Here is a 21,665-nt window from a genome sequence, read left to right on the forward strand (position 1 = left end):
GGGCATGACGCGTATCGAGTTTTACGTGTTGCCTGACAGCGAACCGGCAGGCCGCGCCAGAGCGGCCTGCCAGCTGGCGAGCAAAGGCTGGCAGCACGGCATGTCGGTATTCATCCGCTGTCAGGACGAGCAGCAATGTACGGAGCTGGACGAGCTGCTGTGGAGCTTTCGTGCTGAGCGCTTCATTCCGCACGAGCTTCACGATGATGATCCCCACGCACCGGTGGTAATCGGTATCGAGCAGCCGCCGGCTACCGCGCAGGGCTTGCTGATCAACCTGAGGCCCTCGATATCCGAGCATATCGACCGGTTCAGCCGAGTGATCGAGATCGTCAATCAGCAGCCTGAGCTGTTGACCGTTTGCCGGGACAATTTCCGCCTCTACCGGCAGCGCGGCTATGATCCTAAGAGAGTCGAATTGTAGCGGGCTCGGCCAGCAGCGAACGCTCCCGCGCCTTGCCACAGCGGCCGTCTGAGGACGCCCGATTTCAGGAGCCACTATCCGCCTGGACGCTTAATCCCCGGAATGCACCGTACATGACGCAAACACCACCCAGTAAAGCCGCCCGCCTCCTCGATGACCTGGAATCCATTCGCGCCCTGCTGGGCGACCAGGACCCGCCAGTACCGGGCGAAGAACTCGATCCGGACAGCATTCCCCTATTGTCCGAAGTGGTCGAACCCGCGCCACACGCAGCGACGCAAGCCGATGTACGCGAACCAGCCGTACGCACTGCGTTTCGTACCCTCGCCGAACGCCACCTGGATCACGAATTGCGCACCGCGGCGCAACTGATCCTGCAGGATGTGATCGATGATTTCGTCCCGCAGATCGAAGCCGAGCTGCGTAGTCGGCTGGAGGCTCGCGCGCAGCAGCTGATCAAATCGCACCGGCCCTGAACACGACGCGCTGCAGCTGGCATCGCCGACGTGCCCGGCGCAGCGGGCAGACAGACCGGCCGTTCGCCTAGCTGTCGCATAAAAGCGGCATTGCGATTCGGCCCCTCGCGCACTTTACCTTTATACTTGCCGGCTTTTCCGATCAGCCGTTCTAAGGGTCCCGCCGCATGGACAAGACCTATCAGCCGCACGCCATCGAAACCTCCTGGTACCAGACCTGGGAATCGAACAACTATTTCGCACCCCAGGGGTCGGGCGAGCCCTATACCATCATGATCCCGCCGCCGAACGTGACCGGCAGCCTGCACATGGGTCATGGCTTCAACAACGCCATTATGGATGCGCTGATTCGCTGGCGCCGGATGCAGGGGCGCAACACCCTCTGGCAGCCCGGCACCGATCATGCCGGCATCGCCACGCAGATGGTGGTCGAGCGCCAGCTCGGTGCGCAGGGTATCAACCGTCATGACCTGGGCCGTGACAAGTTTCTCGACAAGGTCTGGGAGTGGAAGGAGGAGTCCGGCGGCAACATTACCCGCCAGATCCGTCGCCTGGGCTCGTCGGTCGATTGGTCGCGCGAACGCTTCACCATGGATGCCGGCTTGTCCAATGCGGTGAAGGAAGCCTTCGTCAGGCTGCACGAAGACGGTCTGATCTACCGCGGCAAGCGCCTGGTCAACTGGGACACCAAGCTGCACACCGCGATTTCCGACCTTGAGGTGGAGAACCACGACGAGAAAGGCCATTTGTGGCACCTGCGCTACCCGCTGGCCGACGGTTGCAAGACCGCCGACGGCGAGAACTACCTGGTCGTTGCCACCACCCGCCCGGAAACCATGCTCGGCGATGCCGCAGTTGCCGTGCATCCCGAGGACGAGCGCTACAAGAACCTGATCGGCCGCCACATCATGCTGCCGCTGGTGAACCGCCTGATCCCGATCATCGCCGACGATTATGTCGATCTTGAATTCGGCACCGGTTGCGTGAAGATCACCCCGGCACATGACTTCAACGACTACGAAGTCGGCAAGCGCCATCGTCTGCCGCTGATCAACATCTTCGATCGCAACGCCGCCGTACTAACCCGCGCACAGGTGTTCAACATCGACGGCACGCCGAACGACAAGGTCGATGCGAGCCTGCCCGACGGCTACGCGCACATGGACCGCTTCGATGCACGCAAGGCCATCGTCGCCGAGTTCGAGGCGATGGGCCTGCTGGAGAAAATCGACGACCACGCGCTGAAGGTACCGCGTGGCGATCGCTCGGGCACCATCATCGAACCCTGGTTGACCGACCAGTGGTACGTCTCCACCAAGCCACTGGCCGAGAAGGCCATCGCGGCGGTGGAGAACGGCGATATCCAGTTCGTGCCCAAGCAGTACGAAAACATGTATTTCAGCTGGATGCGCGACATCCAGGATTGGTGCATCAGCCGCCAGCTGTGGTGGGGCCATCGCATTCCGGCCTGGTATGACGAGGCCGGCAATGTCTACGTCGGCCGCGACGAGATGGAAGCGCGCACTCGTTACAACCTCGGCAACGAGGTCGAGCTGCGCCAGGACGATGACGTACTGGACACCTGGTTCAGCTCGGGCCTGTGGACCTTCTCCACCCTTGGCTGGCCGGAACAGACTGACTTCCTCAAGACCTTCCACCCCACCGACGTGCTGGTCACCGGCTTCGACATCATCTTCTTCTGGGTTGCCCGGATGATCATGCTGTCGACCCACCTGACCGGGCAGATCCCCTTCAAGACGGTCTACGTGCATGGTCTGGTCCGCGATGGCCAGGGCCAGAAGATGTCCAAGTCCAAGGGCAACGTGCTCGACCCGCTGGACATCGTCGACGGCATTACGCTGGACGAACTGCTGCAAAAGCGCACCAGCGGCATGATGCAGCCCAAGCTCGCCGAGAAGATCGCCAAGCAGACCCGCAACGAGTTCCCAGAAGGCATCGCCAGCTACGGCACCGACGCCCTGCGCTTCACCTTCTGCTCGCTGGCGTCCACCGGCCGCGACATCAAGTTCGACATGGGGCGCGTCGAGGGGTATCGCAACTTCTGCAACAAGATCTGGAACGCGGCCAACTTCGTTTTCGAGAATACCGAGGGCAAAGACACCGGGGTCAATGGCGAGCCCGTCGAACTGTCCTCGGTCGATCGCTGGATCATCTCGGCGCTGCAGCGCACCGAAAGCGAAGTGAATCGCCAATTGGAAGCCTTCCGCTTCGACCTGGCCGCCCAGGCGCTCTACGAGTTCATCTGGGATGAGTACTGCGCTTGGTACCTCGAACTGGTCAAGCCTGTGCTCTGGGACGAGACTGCAAGCGCCGAACGCCAGCGCGGCACGCGCCGCACCCTGGTCCGTGTGCTGGAAACCGCCCTGCGCCTGGCGCACCCGTTCATGCCCTTCATCACTGAGGAAATCTGGCAGCGCGTCGCGCCGCTGGCCGGTAAATCCGGCCCGACGCTGATGTTGCAGCCCTGGCCGGAATTCAATCCGGAGCGCCTCGACGAAGCGGCCGAAAACGACATCGAGTGGGTCAAAGCCTTCATGCTTGGCATTCGCCAGATCCGCGGCGAGATGAACATCTCCATGGCCAAGCGCATCGACGTGGTGCTCGGCAACGCCGGCGAAGCCGACCGTCGTCGCCTGGCGGACAACGAGCCGCTGCTGAAGAAGCTGGCCAAGCTGGAAAGCGTGCGCATCCTCGGCGCCGGCGACGAAGCGCCGCTGTCGGCGACCGCACTGGTCGGTGACATGCAGGTGCTGGTGCCCATGGCCGGGCTGATCGACAAGGACGCGGAACTGGCCCGCCTCGACAAGGAGATCGCCCGTTTCGATGGCGAGGTCAAGCGTGTCGGCGGCAAGCTCGGCAACGCTGGGTTCGTCGACAAGGCGCCCGCCGAGGTGATTGAAAAGGAACGCGCCAAGCTGGCCGAGGCCGAACAGGCCAAGGCGCGACTGCTCGAGCAGCGCGAGCGCATCGCCAGCCTGTAACAAGCCAAAGGCCAGCACTCAACGTGCTGGCCTTTTTTGTTTCAGGCCTTTTCCGCTTGATCGATGACAAGCCACGAGCGGCCCGGCTGATCAACTATCCGGATCCACCCAGAGGAATTAACGCCGGCGAGCCGGTCCACATGCCGCTTTTGCGCCTGACCCGCGCCCAAAGCAGCTTGCCCAGTGCGTGCCGCCGTCGGCCGTTCTGAGCTCAGGAGACCGCTCTGCTCGCCGATTGCACGCATGCGGACACCGTTTTCTACCGGCTCGCCACCCCGAGCATGGCCGGTACGGTAATCAAAAATAAAAAGGGACCTCGTAGATGTACGTATTCATGGCTGTTGTGTTTGTTCTTGGCTATCTCTGCATAGCCTTGGAACATCCGCTGAAAATCGACAAGGCCGCTGCGGCCATCCTCACCGCCGTGTTCTGCTGGACCATATTGGTCCTTGGGGCGGATTCGATCATCTCGCCACAAGTGGCAGCACACGCGCCGGGCGGCCCAGCGGAGCTGGTCATCGAAGCCCTGCGCCACCACCTGGGGGAAATATCGGAAATCCTCTTCTTCTTGCTCGGCGCCATGACCATCGTCGAACTGATCGACTCCCATGAAGGCTTCAAGGTCATCACCGACCGCATCCAGACACGTCGGCGTGTCCACCTGCTGTGGATCGTCGGGCTGCTGACCTTCTTTCTCTCCGCGGCACTGGACAACCTGACCACCACCATCGTCATGGTCTCGCTGCTGCGCAAGCTGATCCGCGGGCGTCCCGAGCGCTGGCTGTTCGTCGGGGTCGTAGTGATTGCGGCGAATGCCGGCGGCGCCTGGTCGCCGATCGGTGACGTCACCACCACCATGCTCTGGATCGGCAACCAGATCACCGCCTCGGGCGTGATCTTCGGGTTGTTTCTGCCAAGCCTGATCTGCCTGCTGGTGCCCCTGCTGGTGCTCAGCTTCCGCCTGCGTGGCGAGGCGCCGCGCCCCCGCGCCCGGACCCACCTGGGCGAGCACCAACCGCCGGAAACCACCGTCTTCGAGCGCAACACCGTATTGGCGTTGGGCCTGAGTGCCCTGGTATTCGTCCCGGTGTTCAAGACCCTCACGCACCTGCCGCCGTACATGGGCATCTTGTTCGGCCTTGGCGTGCTCTGGATCGCCACCGAGTTTCTCCACCGCGACAAGGAAGACGAGCACAAGCATCCGCTATCGGTGGTCGGCGTGCTGCGCAAGGTGGATACACCCAGCGTGCTGTTCTTCCTCGGTATTCTGCTGGCCGTGGCCGCACTGGCCACCGCGGGTCATCTGACGCAGCTTGCCGTCGCGCTGCGCGAGTCGCTCGGCCATATCTACCCGATCAACTACAGCATTGGTCTGCTGTCGGCCGTGGTGGACAACGTCCCGCTGGTGGCCGGTGCCATGAAGATGTATCCGCTGGCCGATCCGGCCATGCTGGCCGCTGCTTCGCCGGAGGAAGCCAGCTGGCTGTCGCAATTCGTCGTCGACGGGCACTTCTGGGAGATGCTCGCCTACTGCGCGGGTACGGGCGGCAGCACCCTGATCATCGGCTCGGCTGCAGGGGTGGCCGCCATGGGCATGGAGCGGATCAGTTTCACCTGGTACCTCAAGCGGGTCAGCCTGCTGGCATTTCTCGGCTATACCGCTGGTGCCGTCGCTTATATGGGCATGCTGGCGCTGCAATGACACCCTTTGCCATCCCGCGCGCCGGCTACCCGCTGGCGCGCTCCGATCGGACGCATCGATATGACTGTCAGCAAGACCAAAACCAGCTTCTACCGCCGGCTCTATGTCGCCTGGCTGATCGATAGCGGCACCGCCACAAGCGTCCCGGCCCTCGTCGAGGCGACCGGCATGCCGCGGCGTACCGCTCAAGATACGCTGGCGGCGCTGGCAGACTTGGATATCGGCTGCCGTTTCGTGCAGCAAGCCGGTGAGCGGCACAACGACGGGCGCTATCGCATTGACGATTGGGGCGCGATCGACCCGCAGTGGATCGAGCGCAACCTGGCGCAGATCAAGACTGTTCTGGCCTATCCCTGAGCCATCGCCGGTTCGATCCGGTCATCGTCGGTCCGACTCCCTCGACCATCGGGCCTAGCCATGAGTCGCGTGGTCCTTTGTCGCACCGGCCGCTAAGCTGTAAGGCCACCTTGCCTGCATGGTTCGCCTTCGATGTCCCCACGCCCCGCCCTGTTCCCGGTACTGCTGGCCGGCGCCACGCTGTTGCTCGTCGTTCACGGGCTCGGTCGCTTCGTCTACACACCCTTGCTGCCATCGCTGGTGGAGGATGGCGTGCTCACGGTGCAGCAGGGCGCCAGCATCGCCACCTGGAATTACCTGGGCTATCTGATCGGCGCGCTGCTGGCGTTGCGCTGGCATCGCGTCGCACAGATTCGCCACAGCCTGCCCTGGGCGCTGGTGCTGCACGTGCTGACGACGCTGGGGCAAACCCAGGCAGAATCAGCCGAGCTGCTTGCCGTGCTGCGCCTGCTCAATGGCGTCAGCAATGGCCTGGTGTTCGTCCAGGCGCCCTCGCTGATTCTCGAATGGCTCGCACGCCATCGGCGGGTGTCGTCCAGCGGGTTGGTGTATCTCGGAGCCTGCGTCGGGTTGATCCTGTCCAGCCTGCTGGCGAGTCTGAGCAATGGTTCCCTGCAGGGCGCCGAGCGTTGGTGGCCCGCCGCTTTGCTGTCGATTCCGCTGGCCTGGTGGGGCTGGCGGCAGCTGTCGCGCCTGGATCTGCCAGACGATCAGCCCAGCCCAGGCGAGACGCCCCGCCACAGCGGACGGTTGCTCGACCGCGCCAGCACGCCGCTGTTTCTTTCCTATGCCGGTGCGGGTATGGGCTACATCCTGCCCATGACCTTTCTGCCGATGGTGGTGCGCCTGCAGGTCGAGCCAGGCAGTCCACTGATTCAAAGCAGCTGGCTGGTCGTGGCGCTGTCCACCCTTCCCTCTCCGTGGTTGTGGAATCGGCTCGGCGCCCTGCTTGGCGATACCCTGGCGCTACGGTTCAGCTACATCACGCAGCTCATCGGCGTGCTGGCGGCGCTACTGCTACCGGGCGCGCCCGGCATCCTGATATGCGCCGTGCTGGTGGGCGGCACCTTTCTCGGCACGGTTCTGCTGACCCAGCGACTCGCTCGCACCTTGCATCCCCATCAGGGGCCACGCCTGTCGGCCGCATTGATTGCCCTCTACAGCCTGACCCAACTCGCAGGGCCTTGGCTGACCGGCATCTGGCTGAACATGGGCGGAACCTTGCATAGTGCCTTCTGGCTGGGTGCTGGCGCGCTGCTATGGGGCCTGGTATGGATGCTGCTGGTGCCACGCCCGCGCTGAAAGCTGTGGGACAATACCGGTCTTGACCGCTACCGGCAGCCGAACATGCCCGCTCCATCACGCCCCAAAACGCCGCCGCGCAACGGTAAGCCAGACGCCGGCAAGCCCACCTTGCATCCGCGTAATCGCCACACCGGGCGTTACGACTTTCCGGCGCTCATCGCCGGCAGCCCCGAGTTGGCGGCCTTCGTCATCCTCAACCCCTACGGCAAGCAAAGCATCGATTTCGCCGATCCCGACGCCGTGCGAGTGTTCAACCGGGCGCTGCTCAAGCAGTTCTACGGGATCGCCCATTGGGATATTCCGCCAGGCTACCTGTGCCCACCGATTCCGGGCCGCGCGGACTATGTGCACGGTCTCGCCGATCTTCTGGCGCTCGATAACGCAGGCGAAATCCCGCGTGGCGGACTGATCCGGGCGCTGGACATCGGCACCGGGGCGAACTGCATCTACCCCCTCATCGGCCAGCGCGAATATGGCTGGCGCTTCACAGGCTCTGACATCGACGCGGTCGCACTGGCCTCGGCACGCATCATCGTCGAGGCCAACGCCCTCGGCAAAAGCATCGGCTTGCGCCAGCAGCCCGATCCCCGGCATGTCTTCGTCGGTCTGGTACAGCCAGACGAGCGTTTCGACGTGACCCTATGCAACCCGCCCTTCCATACCTCCCAGGCCGAAGCCAGCAGCGGCAGCCAACGCAAATGGCGCAATCTCGGCAAGCTCGATCCGACACGCAAGCTACCGGCGCTGAATTTTGGCGGGCAAGCGGCGGAACTCTGGTGTGAAGGCGGTGAAGCGGCCTTCATCGCCCGCCTCGCCGTTGAGAGCCGCGAAGTGGCCCAACAGGTTTGCTGGTTCACCACACTGGTCTCCAAGGCGGGCAATGTCCAACCGCTGCAGGCACGCCTGAAAAAACTCGGCGCTCAGCACGTACAGGTGTCGGACATGTCGCAAGGGCAGAAACGCAGCCGCTTCGTCGCCTGGACCTATCTGACCGACGATCGACGCAGCGCATGGCGGGCCGCACGCTGGAAGCCCCAACCGGGCTGATTCACTTCAGCGAGCGACGAAAATACTTGGGGGCTTCCTGGTAGCCCAGCCGCGTGTAGAAGCGATGGGCCGCCGTACGACGCTCATCGCAGTGCAACTCCAGACGATCACAACCACGCGCGCGAGCGAGCTGCTCGGCGGCCTGCACCAGCCGCTCGCCAATCCCCTGGCCACGCGCAGTGGCGTCGACACAGAGGTAGCTTATTCGGCAGAAATCGCCCTCGAGGGCCAGTTGGATGACGAAATGCAGCGAGATGAAGCCGAGCACCTGGCCGTCATCTCCTTCGGCGACCAGCAGGCAGGCATCATCGTGAGCCAGCTGCTGGCGTAGCCGGCGATCGATGAAGGCCTCACTTCCCGGGTAGCCAAGCTCACCCAGCAGACGCACCATCGGTACCGCATCGTCCGGGCAGGCCTCGCGCACCCGGGGCATGGCTCAGACCGCCAGATCCCAGAGCTGCTTGTTCTTCAGCGCCATGGTCTGGATGTAGCGCGGCTCACCGTTGATCTCTTCCAACTCGGTCATCCCCGCCAGCTCACCGACGACGCGGTAGCGCTTGCCGACACGCTTGTCCTGCAAGGGGTACAACTGGGCGATCTGTTGGGCTAGTTCGGTAAGAGTGGACATGTTGGTTGGCTCCAGATAACTGCATGCCGCAGCTTTTTACAGGGCTTTGGTTACGGTTCTGCGACAAACCGCATGCGTCTCGCTTGTTGGAGCCATCGGTGACGAATTGATTCCCTGGTGGTGGGAAAAACAGCGAAACAGCCGTTCAGCACATCCCTACGCCGAGTTGCAGCAGGGCCAGCCCACCCCGCTGCCATCCCCACCAGGCGGCTGCCAGCAACAGCGCGAGCAATAGCGCCGCGCCGGCGAAGCGCCACCCGTTGTGCATCATGCCGTGCCTGCCGCCAGGCGTACGCGCTCGACCGGCAGCTCGCGAATCGGCCAGTTCAAAGCCGCCGCCATCAGACTGAGCGCGATGGAGATCTGCCAGACCAGATCGTAGCTACCGGTGTGGTCATACACCCAACCACCCAGCCAGCCGCCAAAGAACGAGCCGATCTGATGGAACAGGAAGACGATGCCTCCGAGCATCGACAGGTTGCGCACACCGAACAGCGTCGCCACCGTGCCATTGGTCAGCGGCACCGTCGACAGCCACAGCAGGCCCATGGCGATGCCGAAGGCGTAAGCCGTCCAGAGGCTCAGCGGCGCGAAGAAGAACGCACTGATGACCACCGCCCGCAGCAGATACAGAGCCGTCAGCAGTTTGGGCTTCGAGTAACAGCCGCCCAACCAGCCCGCGGTATAGGTGCCGACGATATTGAACAGCCCGACCAGCGCCAGCACCGTGGTGCCCGCCATGGCCGGCAAGCCCTGGTCGACCAGGTAGGCCGGCAGGTGGACGCCGATGAAAACCACCTGAAAACCGCAAACGAAGAAGCCCAGTGCCAGCAAACGGAAACCTGGATGAGCGGCCGCCTCACGCAGCGCCTCGCCCAATGATTGTTGCGGTCCGGTTGTTGGTGCTGGCGGCCCGCTGCGCAGCATCAGGGCCAGCGGCATGATCAGCGCCACCAGAAGCCCCAGCGCCAGCAAGGCGGAAGACCAACCCAGCCAACCGATCAGACCGAGCGTACCGGGGAGCATGGCGAACTGTCCGAACGAGCCTGCGGCGCTGGCGATGCCCATGGCCATGCTGCGATTTTCGGCCGGTACGGCACGGCCGACCGCACCGAGAATTACCGAGAACGAAGTGCCGGACAGGCCCAAGCCGATCAGCAGACCGGCGCTAAGCGAGAGCGACAACGGCGAATCCGCACCGGCCATGAACAACAGCCCGACGGCATAGAGAACGCCGCCGATCAGGACCGTCCGGGCAACACCGAAGCGGTCGGCCAGCGCACCGGTCACGGGCTGCGCCAGCCCCCAGATGAGGTTCTGCAGGGCGATGGCGAAGGCGAACACCTCGCGCCCCCAGCCGAACTCCGCGCTCATTGGCGGCAGGAACAGGCCGAAGCCGTGCCGCGTACCCAGGGAAACGGCCAGGATCAGCGAGCCACCCAGTAGGATCCAGACACTGTTGCGCCATATCGCATTCATCGCCGACACACTTAGCAAAAATGAGGGGGCATCCATCTTACTCGCATCCGCCCGCCCTCCCGCATCCACTTTTTGCTCTGCGATGGAGCGGACGGCTCGGGTAAACTGCCGCCCGTCTGCCTCACCCGACGCGAGTAACCCCATGCCCATCCGCCACTGCATTGTTCACCTGATCGAAAAAAAGCCGGACGGCACGCCAGCCGTGCTTCACGCCCGCGATTCTGAGCTGGGCGAATCCCAGGCCATCGAGAACCTGCTGGCCGATCTCAACGAGAGCTACAACGCCAAGCAGGGCAAGGCCTGGGGCTACTTTCACGAAGAGTCGGGGGCTTATCCGTTCAGTGGCTGGTTGAGCCAGTACATGGACAGCAGCCTGGATTTCACGGCGTTCAGCCGGCAGGCGGTCGAGCACCTGCAGAAACTGATGGAAGAGTCCAACCTCTCCACCGGCGGCCATGTGCTGTTCGCTCATTACCAGCAGGGCATGACCGATTATCTGGCCATCGCCTTGCTGCATCACAGCAACGGCGTGACGGTGACCGATGCGCTGGATGTGGCAGAGGCCAAGCACCTCGACCTCGGGCAGTTGCACCTAGCCACCCGGATCAACCTGTCCGAGTGGAAGAACAACCAGCAATCCAAGCAGTACATCTCCTTCATCAAGGGCAAGAACGGCAAGAAGGTCTCGGAGTACTTCCGTGACTTCATCGGCTGCCAGGAAGGCGTCGACGGCCCCGGCGAGACGCGCACGCTGCTCAAGGCCTTCAGCGATTACGTTGAAAGCGAGGACCTGCCCGAAGAGAAGGCACGCGAGAAAACCAGCGCCCTGGTCGGTTACGCCAGCAGCCAGGCCAAGATCGGCGAGCCGATGTCGCTGGAGGAGCTGTCCGGGGTGATCGATGAAGAACACCCGCGCGCCTTTTACGACCATATTCGCAACAAGGACTATGGCCTTTCGCCGGAGATACCCGCCGACAAGCGCACCCTCAACCAGTTCCAGCGCTTCACCGGACGCGCCGAGGGCCTGTCGATCAGCTTCGAATCCCATTTGCTGGGCTCGAAGATCGAGTATGACGAAGCCCGCAACATGCTGATCATCCGCCAACTGCCGACCCAGTTGACCGACCAGCTCAAACGCCGCAAGGACTGATCCGCGGCGAGCCCGCCACCCCGCTCCCCTTGCGCCGCATGGCGCAGGGTTGTCGCCGAGACAGCAGCCACGTCCAGGCGACACCTGCCCGCTCTGCGCGGATCGGCGGCGTCAGGCTGCCAGGCAACGAAATTTGCCCATCGCCGATGAAATGAAATGCAAGTTGGCGAGTCTCATGGCTGCTCGATTACCGCCGCGCCTGCGCAAGACCCGTTCTGGTTAAGGATTCACAATGGATTGGCTGCACCTGATTATTCTGTCCCTGGTTCAGGGCATCACCGAATTTCTCCCGATTTCCTCCTCCGCTCATCTGATCCTGCCCTCCCAGGTACTGGGTTGGCCGGACCAGGGGCAGGCATTCGACGTTGCGGTGCATGTCGGTACACTGCTGGCCGTACTGATCTGCTTCCGTCATGAAGTCATCGCCACGGCTCGGGGCTGGCTGGCGCACGTCTTCACCCGGCAGGCCAGCGCCGAAAGCCGGCTGGGCTGGGCGATCATCATCGGTACGCTGCCAGCAGCGATCATCGGGCTGCTGCTCGAGGACTACATCGAGCAGTACACCCGCTCGATGCTGTTCATCGCCGCCACCACCATCATCTTTGGTTTGCTGCTCTGGTACGCGGACGTCAAGGGCCAGCGGGTCGCCGAAATGGAACAACTGACCTGGAAAAGCGCGCTGATCATCGGTTTTGCCCAGGCCTTGGCGCTGATCCCCGGCACATCACGCTCGGGCATCACCATGACCGCCGCGCTGCTGCTGGGCTTCACCCGACAGACTGCCGCACGCTTCTCGTTTCTACTGTCGATACCGCTGATTCTCGCCGCGGGCGGGCTGAAGGCCGTCGAGCTGGTGCAATCGGGAGAAGCGGCTCAGTGGAACGACATCTTCATCGGCGCGGCGCTGTCCTTCGTCGCCGCCTTCCTCTGCATCAAGCTGTTCCTCAAGGCGTTGGATGCGCTCGGCATGCTGCCGTTCGTGATCTACCGACTGCTGCTGGGCGTGACGCTGCTGTTCATCGCGCTGTAAACGGACGCCCTTCAGGATCCGCAGCGCGTCCCCGCGCCGCGGATCCGGACATCAGCTCGCCTCGATGCGATAGCCGATGCGTGGGAAATGTACGTGCACCACGCCGGCGCGCTCGTCCTCACGACGCAGAATCAGCTCTTCGACCCCGGCGAACACCAGCTCGCCAGCCACCGGATCCGTGCCGTAATCCACCGCGCTGATGGTGACCGACTGGCCTGCCTGAAGACCGCTGGGCTCGAAGAAGGCTTCATCTGGCAACGGCGCCGGCGTTGCCTCGCGGGAACATTTCAAGGCTTCTTCGGCGGACAGTTCGCTGTGCGAGCCATGCCCGACACCAAGCACCTTGCCCAGCCATGCCGCCACCTCCGGATAATCGTCGACCAATGGCGCGGTGACCGGCGTGCCCTTGAGGAACCACAGGCAATGCGCCACGGCGAAGTCCGCGACGCACGGTGCGCTGCCCAGCAGGAATTCGCCCTCGCCACGTGCCAGCTGTTGCTGCAGACGCGCCATCAGCACCGGCCAGTGATTCTTGGCCTGTTCCAGCGGAATGCGCGACACCGAGCCATTGCTGAACAGTTCGGCGCGGTCCTTGCTGAAGACCTGGACGAACTCCTTGGGCACCTGAGCGAAGCGCAGGGCCATGGACTCGGGTTGGAATACCAAGCTGACCGCATGCAGGAACAGCACCGAATCGGCCCATTGGGCCAGCGTCGCGGCGACGAACTCCTGACCTTCAGGGAACAGCGCTGGCGTGCTTTTCTCAGCCTCCAGACGACGGGCCATCAGCGCGGTATCGCAATACACATCGGCACCGATCTGCAACACCGGGGTGCGCCGATAACCGCCGGTCAACGCGGTGAGATCCGGTTTCGGCATGATCGGCGGGATGGCCACCGAACGCCAAGACAGCTGCTTGAAGCCCAGCATCAGCCGCGCCTTTTCAGCGAACGGCGAGGTGGGATAGTGGTGCAGAATGATTTCGTGCATAGCCGGCTCCATAGGTCTTGAAGGTAGATCGGAAGCTTACTCGCGGCGCACCAAGCGGCCTACCCGTTCAGCTGATTGCCTGACCATTCACCGAATCGAGGCGCTGAGCCGAGACCAGGGCTTCCTTGGCGGCCTTGCTCATCTGCTTGATCGCGCGCTCGCGACGCAGCGCATCGCCCTTGCTGCCGCAGGTTTCGACATAAACCAGGGCGACCGCCGGGCTTGAATGAAAGAAGCGTGCGCCCCGCCCGCTCTGGTGCGCCGCGAAGCGGCGTTGTGCATCGTCGCTTATTCCGCAATACAGGGCACCGTTGGCCGCGCGCACCAGATAAACGAACCATGGCTTCACGGAAACGACGCTCATGCAACGGACTCTTTCGATAGGGTGAATGGCCACACGGCACGGGTCCGCAACGGGGCCGGAATTTTCCCGCTACGGGTCATGCGCGGCAAGCCCTGCGGGCACCATGCGGGAGCAGACCGGCCTGCGGGCGCTGGCAGCTTGAGCGGTCTGCAAGCGCCCGCGGCCAAGCGATCCGCTACGACGAGCAACACTCGGCGCCGTTTCGCTTAGCAAAGTCCGTCGATCCTGTCGAGATATGGTGGCGGTTCGCCTTTGCGTATACTGCGCCGATGTTTGCCCAATCCGCGTTCCGAAAGCGCTGCACCGCCTGGTTGCTGGCGACCGGACTCTTCCTGATGCTCAGCAGCTGCGCTGAACCGCCCAGCGCGCTCGAGCGTATCAAGGAGGAAGGCGTCCTGCGCGTGATCACCCGTAACAGTCCGTCCACCTATTTCCAGGACCGCAACGGCGAAGCCGGTTTCGAATACGAGCTGGTCAAGCGCTTCGCCAGCCACCTCGGCGTCAAACTGCAGATCGAAACCGCAGACAGCATCGAAGACCTGTTCGCCCGGCTCAATCGGCCGGGCGGCCCGACCCTGGCGGCTGCCGGCCTGGTCGCCAGCGATAGTCGCAAGGACGTGGCACGTTTCAGCAAACCCTACCTGGATGTCACCACCCAAGTGGTCTACCGCAGCGGGCAACGCCGGCCGACCCAGCCCGAAGACCTGGTCGGCAAGCGTATCCTGGTGCTCAAGGGCAGCAGCCAGGCCGAACAGCTCCAGGCGCTGCAGGCCGAGTTGCCTGGGTTGCGCTACGAAGAATCCGACGCGGTCGAGGTGGTCGACCTGCTGCGCATGGTCGATGAAGGCCAGATCGACCTGACGTTGGTCGAGTCCAACGAGCTGGCGCTCAACCAGGTGTACTTTGCCAATGCCCGCGCGGCGTTCGACCTGGGCGGGCAGAACAGCCTGGCGTGGATATTCGGCAAAGGCGAGGACGACAGCGTCATCGAGGCGGCCAACCAGTTCCTCGACCTGGCTCGTGAGAACGGCACCCTGCAGCGCCTGCGCGAACGTTATTACGGACATGTCGATGTGCTCGGTTACGTCGGCGCCTACGCCTTCGCCAAACACCTGCAACAGCGCTTGCCGCGTTACGAAAAGATCTTCCGTGAAACAGCCAAGGCGCACGGCGTGGACTGGCGGTTGCTGGCCGCGATCGGTTACCAGGAATCACACTGGCAACCCGAGGCCACCTCGAAGACCGGCGTGCGCGGCCTGATGATGCTGACGCTCAATACCGCCAAGGCGATGGGCGTATCCAATCGCCTCGATCCGGCTCAGAGCATCCAGGGCGGCGGTAAATACATCGTCCAGATACGCGACAGCCTACCCGAGAGTATCCAGGAGCCTGACCGCACCTGGTTCGCCCTGGCAGCCTACAACGTCGGTGGCGGTCATCTGGAGGACGCGCGCAAACTGGCCGAGCGCGAAGGGCTCGACCCGAACAAGTGGCTCGACGTCAAACAGATGCTGCCACGCCTGGCGCAAAAACAGTGGTACACCCAGACGCGCTACGGCTACGCCCGTGGCGGCGAGCCGGTACATTTCGTGGCGAACATCCGCCGTTACTACGACATCCTGACCTGGGTAACCCAGCCGCAGATGGAAGGCCAGCAGTTGGTGAACAACGAGTTCCACACGCCGGGCATCAACGCCACCGATCTCGGCGAAATGCTGCCGCCGCTCTGAAGGCGCTGCGCGTCCGAGTCAGCCGCGGCCAATCGGCGCGAAGCTGCCAGCGGTGTGCTCGGCGAGCGCCTGAGGCGCCAGCTCGACTTCCAGGCCCCTTCGCCCAGCACTGACGAACAGGCTCGACAAGCTCTGCGCCGAATCGTCAATGAAGGTGCGCAACCGCTTCTTCTGCCCCAGCGGGCTGATCCCACCGACCAGGTAACCGGTCGCCCGCTGCGCCGCGGCGGGATCTGCCATATCCGCCTTTTTCACCTTCGCCGCGTGTGCGAGCGCCTTGAGATCGAGGCTGCCGGTAACCGGCACCACCGCGACCAGCAACTCGTTCTTCTCGCTGCAGGCCAGCAGCGTCTTGAACACGCGCGCCGGCTCGAGCCCGAGCTTCTCGGCGGCCTCGAGGCCGTACGACGCGGACTTCGGGTCATGCTCATAGCTGTGGATACGGAACTCGGACTTGGCTTTCTTCAACAGATCGATTGCAGGTGTCATGGCGCACATGGGTTCGCTGGATGAGGCCCGCTACATTAGCCAAAAACAACGCGGCCCGCACCGGTGCGGGCCCCCTGTCGGGCCAAACCGCCCCGCCGGTACGAGGCCCTCGGTGCTCGCCTCAGGCCACCTGCTCTTGCTGGGCACCGCGAAGTTGGCGGGCGGCTGCCACCATGTTGACCAGCGCCGCTTCGGTTTCCGGCCAGTTGCGGGTTTTCAGTCCACAATCGGGATTGACCCATAGCCGCTCTGCCGGGATGCGTTTGCAGGCCTGCTCCAGCAGCCGGACCATCTCGCTCGTGTCCGGTACCCGCGGCGAATGGATGTCGTAGACCCCCGGACCGATGTCGTTGGGATAGTCGAAGGCGCGGAACGCCTCCAGCAACTCCATCTGCGAGCGAGAGGTCTCGATGGTGATGACATCGGCATCCATCGCGGCGATCGACTCGATCACGTCGTTGAACTCGCTGTAGCACATGTGCGTATGGATCTGCGTTTCATCGCGCACGCCACTGGCGCACAGGCGGAACGCCGCGACCGCCCAGTCGAGGTATTGGCGCCACTGTGATTGACGCAACGGCAGCCCTTCGCGGAAGGCCGCTTCGTCGATCTGGATGATACGGATGCCTGCCGCCTCGAGATCGCAGACCTCGTCGCGAATGGCCAGCGCCAGCTGCTGCGCCTGCTGCTCGCGGCTGATGTCGTCGCGCGGGAAGGACCACATCAGCATGGTCACCGGCCCGGTCAGCATGCCTTTCATGATCTTGCGGGTCTGCTGCTGAGCGTAGCGGATCCACTCCACGGTCATGGGTGCCGGACGGCTCAGATCGCCGTAGATGACCGCCGGTTTGACGCAACGCGAGCCGTAGCTCTGCACCCAGCCAAAGCGGGTGAAGGCGTAGCCGTCCAGCTGCTCGGCGAAGTACTCGACCATGTCGTTGCGCTCGGCCTCGCCATGCACCAACACATCCAGCCCCAGTTGCTCCTGTATCGCTATCGCATGGCGGATTTCGGCTTGCATGGCTTCGGTGTAATCGGACGCGGCCAGCTTGCCCTGCCGGAACGCCTGGCGGGCCAGACGGATCGCCACCGTTTGGGGGAACGAGCCGATGGTCGTCGTCGGAAAGGCAGGCAACGCCAGATGCGCACGCTGCGTCTCGATCCGCTCGGCAAAGGGCGACAGTCGCTGAAGATGGCACGGCTCGATCGCCGCCAGACGCGCCTGCACCGCGGGTTTGTGGATACGCGGCGAGGCACGCCGACTCGCCTGTACGTCGCGACTGCGCCGCAGTGCCGTCTGCACGTATGGGTCCTCCGGCGTGGCCAATGCTCGGGCCAGCGTCGAAACCTCGGTGCACTTCTGCACGGCAAAAGCGAGCCAGCTCTCGAGCTCGGGGTCCAGTTGGTCCTCGCGCGCGAGATCCACCGGGGTATGCAGCAAGGAACAGGACGGTGCCACCCAGAGGCGCTCGCCGAGCCGCTCGTCAGCATGCCGCAGGACCTCCAGCGCCTTGTCCAGATCACAGCGCCACACATTGCGTCCGTTGACCAGCCCGAGCGAAAGGACCTTATAGGCCGGCAAGCGATCGAGGATCACCGGGTATTGCTCCGGCGCTCGCACCAGGTCGATATGCAGACCATCCACCGGCAGCGTGGCAGCCAGGCCGAGATTGTCGTCGAGGCCGCCGAAATAGGTCGCGACCAGTTTTTTCAGCGGCGCGCGCTGCAACAGGTTATAGGCGCGTTCGAACGCATTTTTCCAGTCCTGGGGCAGGTCGAGGATCAGGATCGGCTCGTCAATCTGTACCCACTCCACGCCCTGCGTGGCAAGACGCTCGAGGAGCTCGCCGTAAACGGGCAGCAACTGGTCGAGCAGCTCCAGTTTGTCGAACGCCTCCCCCTTGGCCTTGCCCAGCCAGAGATAGGTCAGCGGTCCGATCAGCACCGGCTTGACCGCGTGCCCCAGCGCCCTCGCTTCCTCGACTTCATCGAACAGCTGCGTCCAGGAGAGGCTGAACCGCTGGCCTGCGGTGAATTCCGGCACCAGGTAGTGGTAGTTGGTATCGAACCATTTGGTCATTTCCTGCGCCTGCGTACCGCCGCAGCACTGCTGAGTGACGCCGCGCGCCATGGCGAACAAGGTGTCGAGTGTCGGCACGCCATCGGCCGGACGAAACCGCTCGGGCACCACACCGAACATCAGCGAATGCGTCAGCACCTGGTCGTACCAGGCAAAGTCGCCAACCGGCAGCAACTCGATGCCGGCATCGGCTTGCAGCTGCCAATGGGCGGCGCGCAATTCGCGACCGACTCGCTGCAATTCGTCTTCCCCCATATCGCCCTTCCAGAATGCCTCCAGCGCTTTCTTCAGTTCGCGGTCGGCACCAATGCGTGGGAACCCCAGGGAATGAGCAACAGCCATCATGATCTCCAATACATTTCGCGTTTCGATGGGGCGATTGTCCGCGCCTCTCAATCGTGAAACAAACTCACTCGATTCGTCTTAAGCATTAAAGATTTTCATGATGGATATTTTGCCCCGGCGGTTTTCTAAAGGCAGACCGCCGGAGAAAGCCCATGACGACCCAAGATCCACCGCAGAATCTGCGTACGCTGCTGGACCACCTGGCGCAGGCCGGCCAGCCCGGAGCGCCCATCACCATCGAGCACATGCTTGAAGCAACCGGGCAGCGCAGCTTCGGCGCGTTGTTGCTGGTTCCGGGCCTGCTGGTGTTCTCGCCACTGTCCGGCATCCCTGGCTTGCCAAGTTTTTTCGCGCTGATGGTGGGCCTGATCGCCGTGCAGTTGCTGCTCGGACGCAAGCACTTCTGGTTGCCCGGTTGGCTGCTGCGGCGCTGCGCCAGCCGTCACAAGTACGACCGCGCCCTCGCCTTTCTCCGGCGGCCGGCGCGATTCGTCGACCGACTGCTACGGCATCGGCTCACCGTGCTGACCGAAGGGTGGGCGGTGTACGTCAACGCCCTGCTCTGCCTGCTGATCGCCGCCAGCATGCCGCCGCTGGAGCTGATTCCCTTCGGCAATTCCATCGCAGGCGCTGCCCTGAGCTTTGTCGGCCTGGGCATGATGGCGCGCGACGGTGCCTTGATCATCGTCGCACTGTTGTTCATCGGCACGTTGGGTTACCTCGTGGCCCGTCTCTGGCTATAGGCGGCGCGTCACCCTAGGCGAACGGGCCGGGGTAGGACGGTGACCTGCCGCCGCATCGAGCCGTGCTCCGCTCGCTCGACAAGCGCGCCTCCGCTGGAACACACTTGGCGGCAGATGAACGGTGTTCAAGTCACTGGCTCATCCCCGGGCCGCATCCGTTCGGATACGAGGCTCGACCGCGAAAACAGCAGGAAGCCGTAGCATGTTGGAAATCCGTCACCTGAAAACGCTTCATGCATTGCGCGAAACGGACAGCCTCGTCGAAGCCGCCGAACGCCTGCATCTGACCCAATCCGCCCTGTCGCACCAGTTCAAGGAACTGGAAGAACGCCTGGGCCTCCAGCTCTTCGTGCGCAAGACGCGTCCGGTGCGCTTTACCAGCGCCGGCTTGCGCCTGCTCCAACTGGCCGACAGCCTGCTGCCACAGCTGCGAAGTGCCGAGCGCGATCTGGCCAGGCTCGCCGGCGGCACGGCCGGACGGCTGCATATGGCCATCGAATGCCACAGCTGTTTCCAGTGGTTGATGCCGACCATCGATCAGTTTCGCGACGCCTGGCCCGAAGTCGAACTCGACCTGGCCTCGGGGTTCTCCTTCGCGCCGCTGCCGGCGCTGGCACGGGGCGACCTCGATCTGGTGGTGACCTCCGACCCGATCGACCTGCCGGGCATCACCTACGTCCCACTGTTCACCTACGAAGCCTTGCTGGCCGTTGCCAATCAACATCCCCTGGCGACCCGCCCCTACGTGCGCGCCGAAGACCTGGCGACCGAAACCCTGATCACCTATCCGGTGGAGCGTGATCGACTGGATATTTTCACGCGTTTTCTCGAGCCGGCCGACGTCGAGCCGGCGCAGGTTCGCACCTCGGAACTGACCGTGATGATGATGCAGCTGGTGGCCTCAGGGCGCGGCGTATGCAGCGTGCCCAACTGGGCGCTGCACGAATACAGCACGCGCGGCTACGTCACCGCCAAGCGCCTGGGTGAGAAAGGCCTGTTCGCCACGCTCTATGCCGGTATTCGCGCCGACATGCTCGACTCGCCCTTCATGCGCGATTTCCTGCTCACCGCCAAAGACACGTCCTTCTCCACGCTGGAAGGGGTCAGCGCGGCACCGAAAACCAAATGATCGCCGCTCAGCCTTGCCGATAGGGCAGCGCTTCACGCGCGCCCTCGGCATAGCGCAGAACGCCCAGGCGCTCCTGGGTCAGAAAGTCGCTCACTGCCGCGCGTAACCCCGGGTGAACCAGGTAATGCCAGGAGCGGGTAATGACCGGCTCGAAGCCGCGGATCAGCTTGTGCTCGCCTTGCGCGCCGGCGTCGAAACGCGACAGACCCGCCGCAATGGCCTGTTCGATACCCTGGTAGAAGCAGGTTTCGAAATGCAACCGGTCGAAGGCATCCTGACAGCCCCAATAGCGCCCGTAGAGCCCGTCTCCGCCGATCAGGCTGAATGCCATGGCCACCAGACGGCCGTTCTGCTCGGCCAACACAACGCGAATGGATCCTGGCATGCGCTCGGCCAGCAGGCTGAAGAACTCGCGCGTCAGGTAGGGCGCCTGGCCGCGCACATGGTAGGTGTTGGCATAGCAGGCGTAGACGAAGTCCCATTCCGTTTCGCTGAGCTGATGGCCTTCGCGCCAGTCAAACGTGATGCCCTGCCCCAGCACCTGCTCGCGCTCCTTGCGCAGTTGCTTGCGCTTGCGCGAGGTCAGGCCGTCGAGGAAATCCTGGAAATCGCGGTAGCCGCGGTTGTGCCAGTGAAACTGGCAGCCGATGCGCTCCAGCCACCCCTCGCGACCGCGCACCACCGCATCGGCATCCGCTTGGGTGAAATTGACGTGCAGCCCTGAATACCCCTGCTCCGCCAGCCCTTCGCAAAGCGCATCGAGCAACTGGCCCGCCGCCTCTCGGTCTCCCAGCAGGCGCGCGCCGGTCACCGGCGAAAATGGCACCGCGCAGAGCAGCTTGGGGTAGTACTCGATGCCGGCGCGGTGACAGGCATCGGCCCAGGACCAGTCGAACACGTATTCCCCGCTGGAGTGGGTCTTGCGGTACAGCGGCAACGCGGCGACGGCCTCGCCGGCTGCGTTTTCCAGCAGCTGATGCTGTGCACGCCAGCCCGTGCGACCACCGACGCTGCCGCTGTCTTCCAGAGCGGACAGGAAGGCGTGTCGAACGAAAGGCTGCGGATCATCGCCGAGCAAGGCGTCCCAGCGGGCGGGCTCGATCTCAGCGAGGCGAAAGAGGGTCTGAATAGGCATGGGCGCCAGTCTGGACTGTAACCCCGGCGAAAAAAAGCCCCGCCAAAGCGGGGCTCAAAA

Annotated in this window: 21 protein-coding genes; 12 read left to right on the top strand and 9 right to left on the bottom strand. The window is 63.5% G+C overall.

Going from position 1 to position 21,665, the window contains the following annotated elements; genetic code table 11:
* The first annotated feature begins 4 nt into the window (after positions 1–4).
* The 7 genes from KVO92_RS07115 to rlmF all read left to right on the top strand — a co-directional run bounded on the left by KVO92_RS07115 (position 5) and on the right by rlmF (position 8,313).
* Positions 5–424: a DNA polymerase III subunit chi gene (locus tag KVO92_RS07115; RefSeq protein WP_217474901.1), complete on the top strand. Its 420-nt coding sequence runs from the start codon at positions 5–7 to the stop codon at positions 422–424.
* A 113-nt stretch (positions 425–537) separates the two neighbouring features.
* On the top strand, positions 538–900 hold the full coding sequence (locus KVO92_RS07120) for a DNA polymerase III subunit chi (protein WP_217474902.1): 363 nt from the start codon (positions 538–540) through the stop codon (positions 898–900).
* A gap of 167 nt (positions 901–1,067) precedes the next feature.
* Positions 1,068–3,902 carry a valine--tRNA ligase gene (locus tag KVO92_RS07125; RefSeq protein ID WP_217474903.1) on the top strand — a complete coding sequence of 945 codons (2,835 nt, stop codon included), beginning with the start codon at positions 1,068–1,070 and terminating at the stop codon, positions 3,900–3,902.
* A gap of 322 nt (positions 3,903–4,224) precedes the next feature.
* Positions 4,225–5,604, top strand: a complete 1,380-nt coding sequence (gene nhaD, locus KVO92_RS07130) for a sodium:proton antiporter NhaD (RefSeq protein WP_217474904.1) — start codon at positions 4,225–4,227, stop codon at positions 5,602–5,604.
* A 60-nt stretch (positions 5,605–5,664) separates the two neighbouring features.
* Positions 5,665–5,961 (top strand): winged helix-turn-helix domain-containing protein, encoded by a 297-nt coding sequence (locus KVO92_RS07135; protein ID WP_217474905.1) that lies wholly within the window; start codon positions 5,665–5,667, stop codon positions 5,959–5,961.
* A 132-nt stretch (positions 5,962–6,093) separates the two neighbouring features.
* Positions 6,094–7,263 carry a YbfB/YjiJ family MFS transporter gene (locus KVO92_RS07140; RefSeq protein WP_217474906.1) on the top strand — a complete coding sequence of 390 codons (1,170 nt, stop codon included), beginning with the start codon at positions 6,094–6,096 and terminating at the stop codon, positions 7,261–7,263.
* A gap of 45 nt (positions 7,264–7,308) precedes the next feature.
* The gene (rlmF, locus tag KVO92_RS07145) at positions 7,309–8,313 is read left to right on the top strand and encodes a 23S rRNA (adenine(1618)-N(6))-methyltransferase RlmF (RefSeq protein WP_217474907.1); all 1,005 of its coding nucleotides are present in this window, start codon (positions 7,309–7,311) and stop codon (positions 8,311–8,313) included.
* A 1-nt stretch (position 8,314) separates the two neighbouring features.
* Here rlmF and KVO92_RS07150 read toward each other — a convergent pair whose 3' ends face one another.
* The 4 genes from KVO92_RS07150 to KVO92_RS07160 form a co-directional block, all read right to left on the bottom strand.
* On the bottom strand, positions 8,315–8,746 hold the full coding sequence (locus tag KVO92_RS07150; RefSeq protein ID WP_217474908.1) for a GNAT family N-acetyltransferase: 432 nt from the start codon (positions 8,744–8,746) through the stop codon (positions 8,315–8,317).
* A gap of 3 nt (positions 8,747–8,749) precedes the next feature.
* Positions 8,750–8,941: a hypothetical protein gene (locus KVO92_RS07155; protein ID WP_021209515.1), complete on the bottom strand. Its 192-nt coding sequence runs from the start codon at positions 8,939–8,941 to the stop codon at positions 8,750–8,752.
* 145 nt (positions 8,942–9,086) lie between these two features.
* Positions 9,087–9,212, bottom strand: coding sequence for a hypothetical protein (locus KVO92_RS22765; protein WP_272876503.1), 126 nt, complete (start codon positions 9,210–9,212; stop codon positions 9,087–9,089).
* Positions 9,209–10,420: an MFS transporter gene (locus KVO92_RS07160; RefSeq protein ID WP_254621305.1), complete on the bottom strand. Its 1,212-nt coding sequence runs from the start codon at positions 10,418–10,420 to the stop codon at positions 9,209–9,211. Before KVO92_RS07160 ends, KVO92_RS22765 begins: the two co-directional genes overlap by 4 nt.
* 142 nt (positions 10,421–10,562) lie before the next feature.
* On the opposite strand from KVO92_RS07160, the gene yejK reads away from it, so the two are divergent.
* Positions 10,563–11,570, top strand: a complete 1,008-nt coding sequence (gene yejK, locus KVO92_RS07165; RefSeq protein WP_217474909.1) for a nucleoid-associated protein YejK — start codon at positions 10,563–10,565, stop codon at positions 11,568–11,570.
* Between the two features lie 232 nt (positions 11,571–11,802).
* Positions 11,803–12,600 carry an undecaprenyl-diphosphate phosphatase gene (locus tag KVO92_RS07170; RefSeq protein WP_217474910.1) on the top strand — a complete coding sequence of 266 codons (798 nt, stop codon included), beginning with the start codon at positions 11,803–11,805 and terminating at the stop codon, positions 12,598–12,600.
* 51 nt (positions 12,601–12,651) lie between these two features.
* Here KVO92_RS07170 and KVO92_RS07175 read toward each other — a convergent pair whose 3' ends face one another.
* Positions 12,652–13,590: a glutathione S-transferase family protein gene (locus KVO92_RS07175; protein WP_217474911.1), complete on the bottom strand. Its 939-nt coding sequence runs from the start codon at positions 13,588–13,590 to the stop codon at positions 12,652–12,654.
* A gap of 67 nt (positions 13,591–13,657) precedes the next feature.
* The gene (locus tag KVO92_RS07180) at positions 13,658–13,954 is read right to left on the bottom strand and encodes a GIY-YIG nuclease family protein (protein WP_217474912.1); all 297 of its coding nucleotides are present in this window, start codon (positions 13,952–13,954) and stop codon (positions 13,658–13,660) included.
* A gap of 269 nt (positions 13,955–14,223) precedes the next feature.
* Between KVO92_RS07180 and mltF the strand changes: the two genes are divergently transcribed.
* Positions 14,224–15,684, top strand: coding sequence for a membrane-bound lytic murein transglycosylase MltF (mltF, locus tag KVO92_RS07185; protein ID WP_217474913.1), 1,461 nt, complete (start codon positions 14,224–14,226; stop codon positions 15,682–15,684).
* Between the two features lie 18 nt (positions 15,685–15,702).
* On the opposite strand, the gene ybaK is transcribed toward mltF, so the two are convergent.
* Positions 15,703–16,173 carry a Cys-tRNA(Pro) deacylase gene (gene ybaK / locus KVO92_RS07190; protein WP_217474914.1) on the bottom strand — a complete coding sequence of 157 codons (471 nt, stop codon included), beginning with the start codon at positions 16,171–16,173 and terminating at the stop codon, positions 15,703–15,705.
* Between the two features lie 121 nt (positions 16,174–16,294).
* The gene (gene metE, locus KVO92_RS07195; RefSeq protein WP_217474915.1) at positions 16,295–18,595 is read right to left on the bottom strand and encodes a 5-methyltetrahydropteroyltriglutamate--homocysteine S-methyltransferase; all 2,301 of its coding nucleotides are present in this window, start codon (positions 18,593–18,595) and stop codon (positions 16,295–16,297) included.
* Positions 18,596–18,750: 155 nt separating this feature from the next.
* Between metE and KVO92_RS07200 the strand changes: the two genes are divergently transcribed.
* Entirely contained in the window at positions 18,751–19,341 is a 591-nt protein-coding gene (locus tag KVO92_RS07200; RefSeq protein ID WP_217474916.1) for an exopolysaccharide biosynthesis protein, read from the top strand.
* A 202-nt stretch (positions 19,342–19,543) separates the two neighbouring features.
* Complete coding sequence (gene metR / locus KVO92_RS07205) at positions 19,544–20,470, top strand: transcriptional regulator MetR (protein ID WP_217474917.1); 927 nt, start codon at positions 19,544–19,546, stop codon at positions 20,468–20,470.
* A gap of 7 nt (positions 20,471–20,477) precedes the next feature.
* Here metR and KVO92_RS07210 read toward each other — a convergent pair whose 3' ends face one another.
* Positions 20,478–21,605 (bottom strand): GNAT family N-acetyltransferase, encoded by a 1,128-nt coding sequence (locus tag KVO92_RS07210; RefSeq protein ID WP_217474918.1) that lies wholly within the window; start codon positions 21,603–21,605, stop codon positions 20,478–20,480.
* Positions 21,606–21,665 lie beyond the last annotated feature (60 nt).

The organism is Stutzerimonas stutzeri, assembly GCF_019090095.1.
Taxonomy (GTDB): Bacteria; Pseudomonadota; Gammaproteobacteria; order Pseudomonadales; family Pseudomonadaceae; genus Stutzerimonas; species Stutzerimonas stutzeri_AN.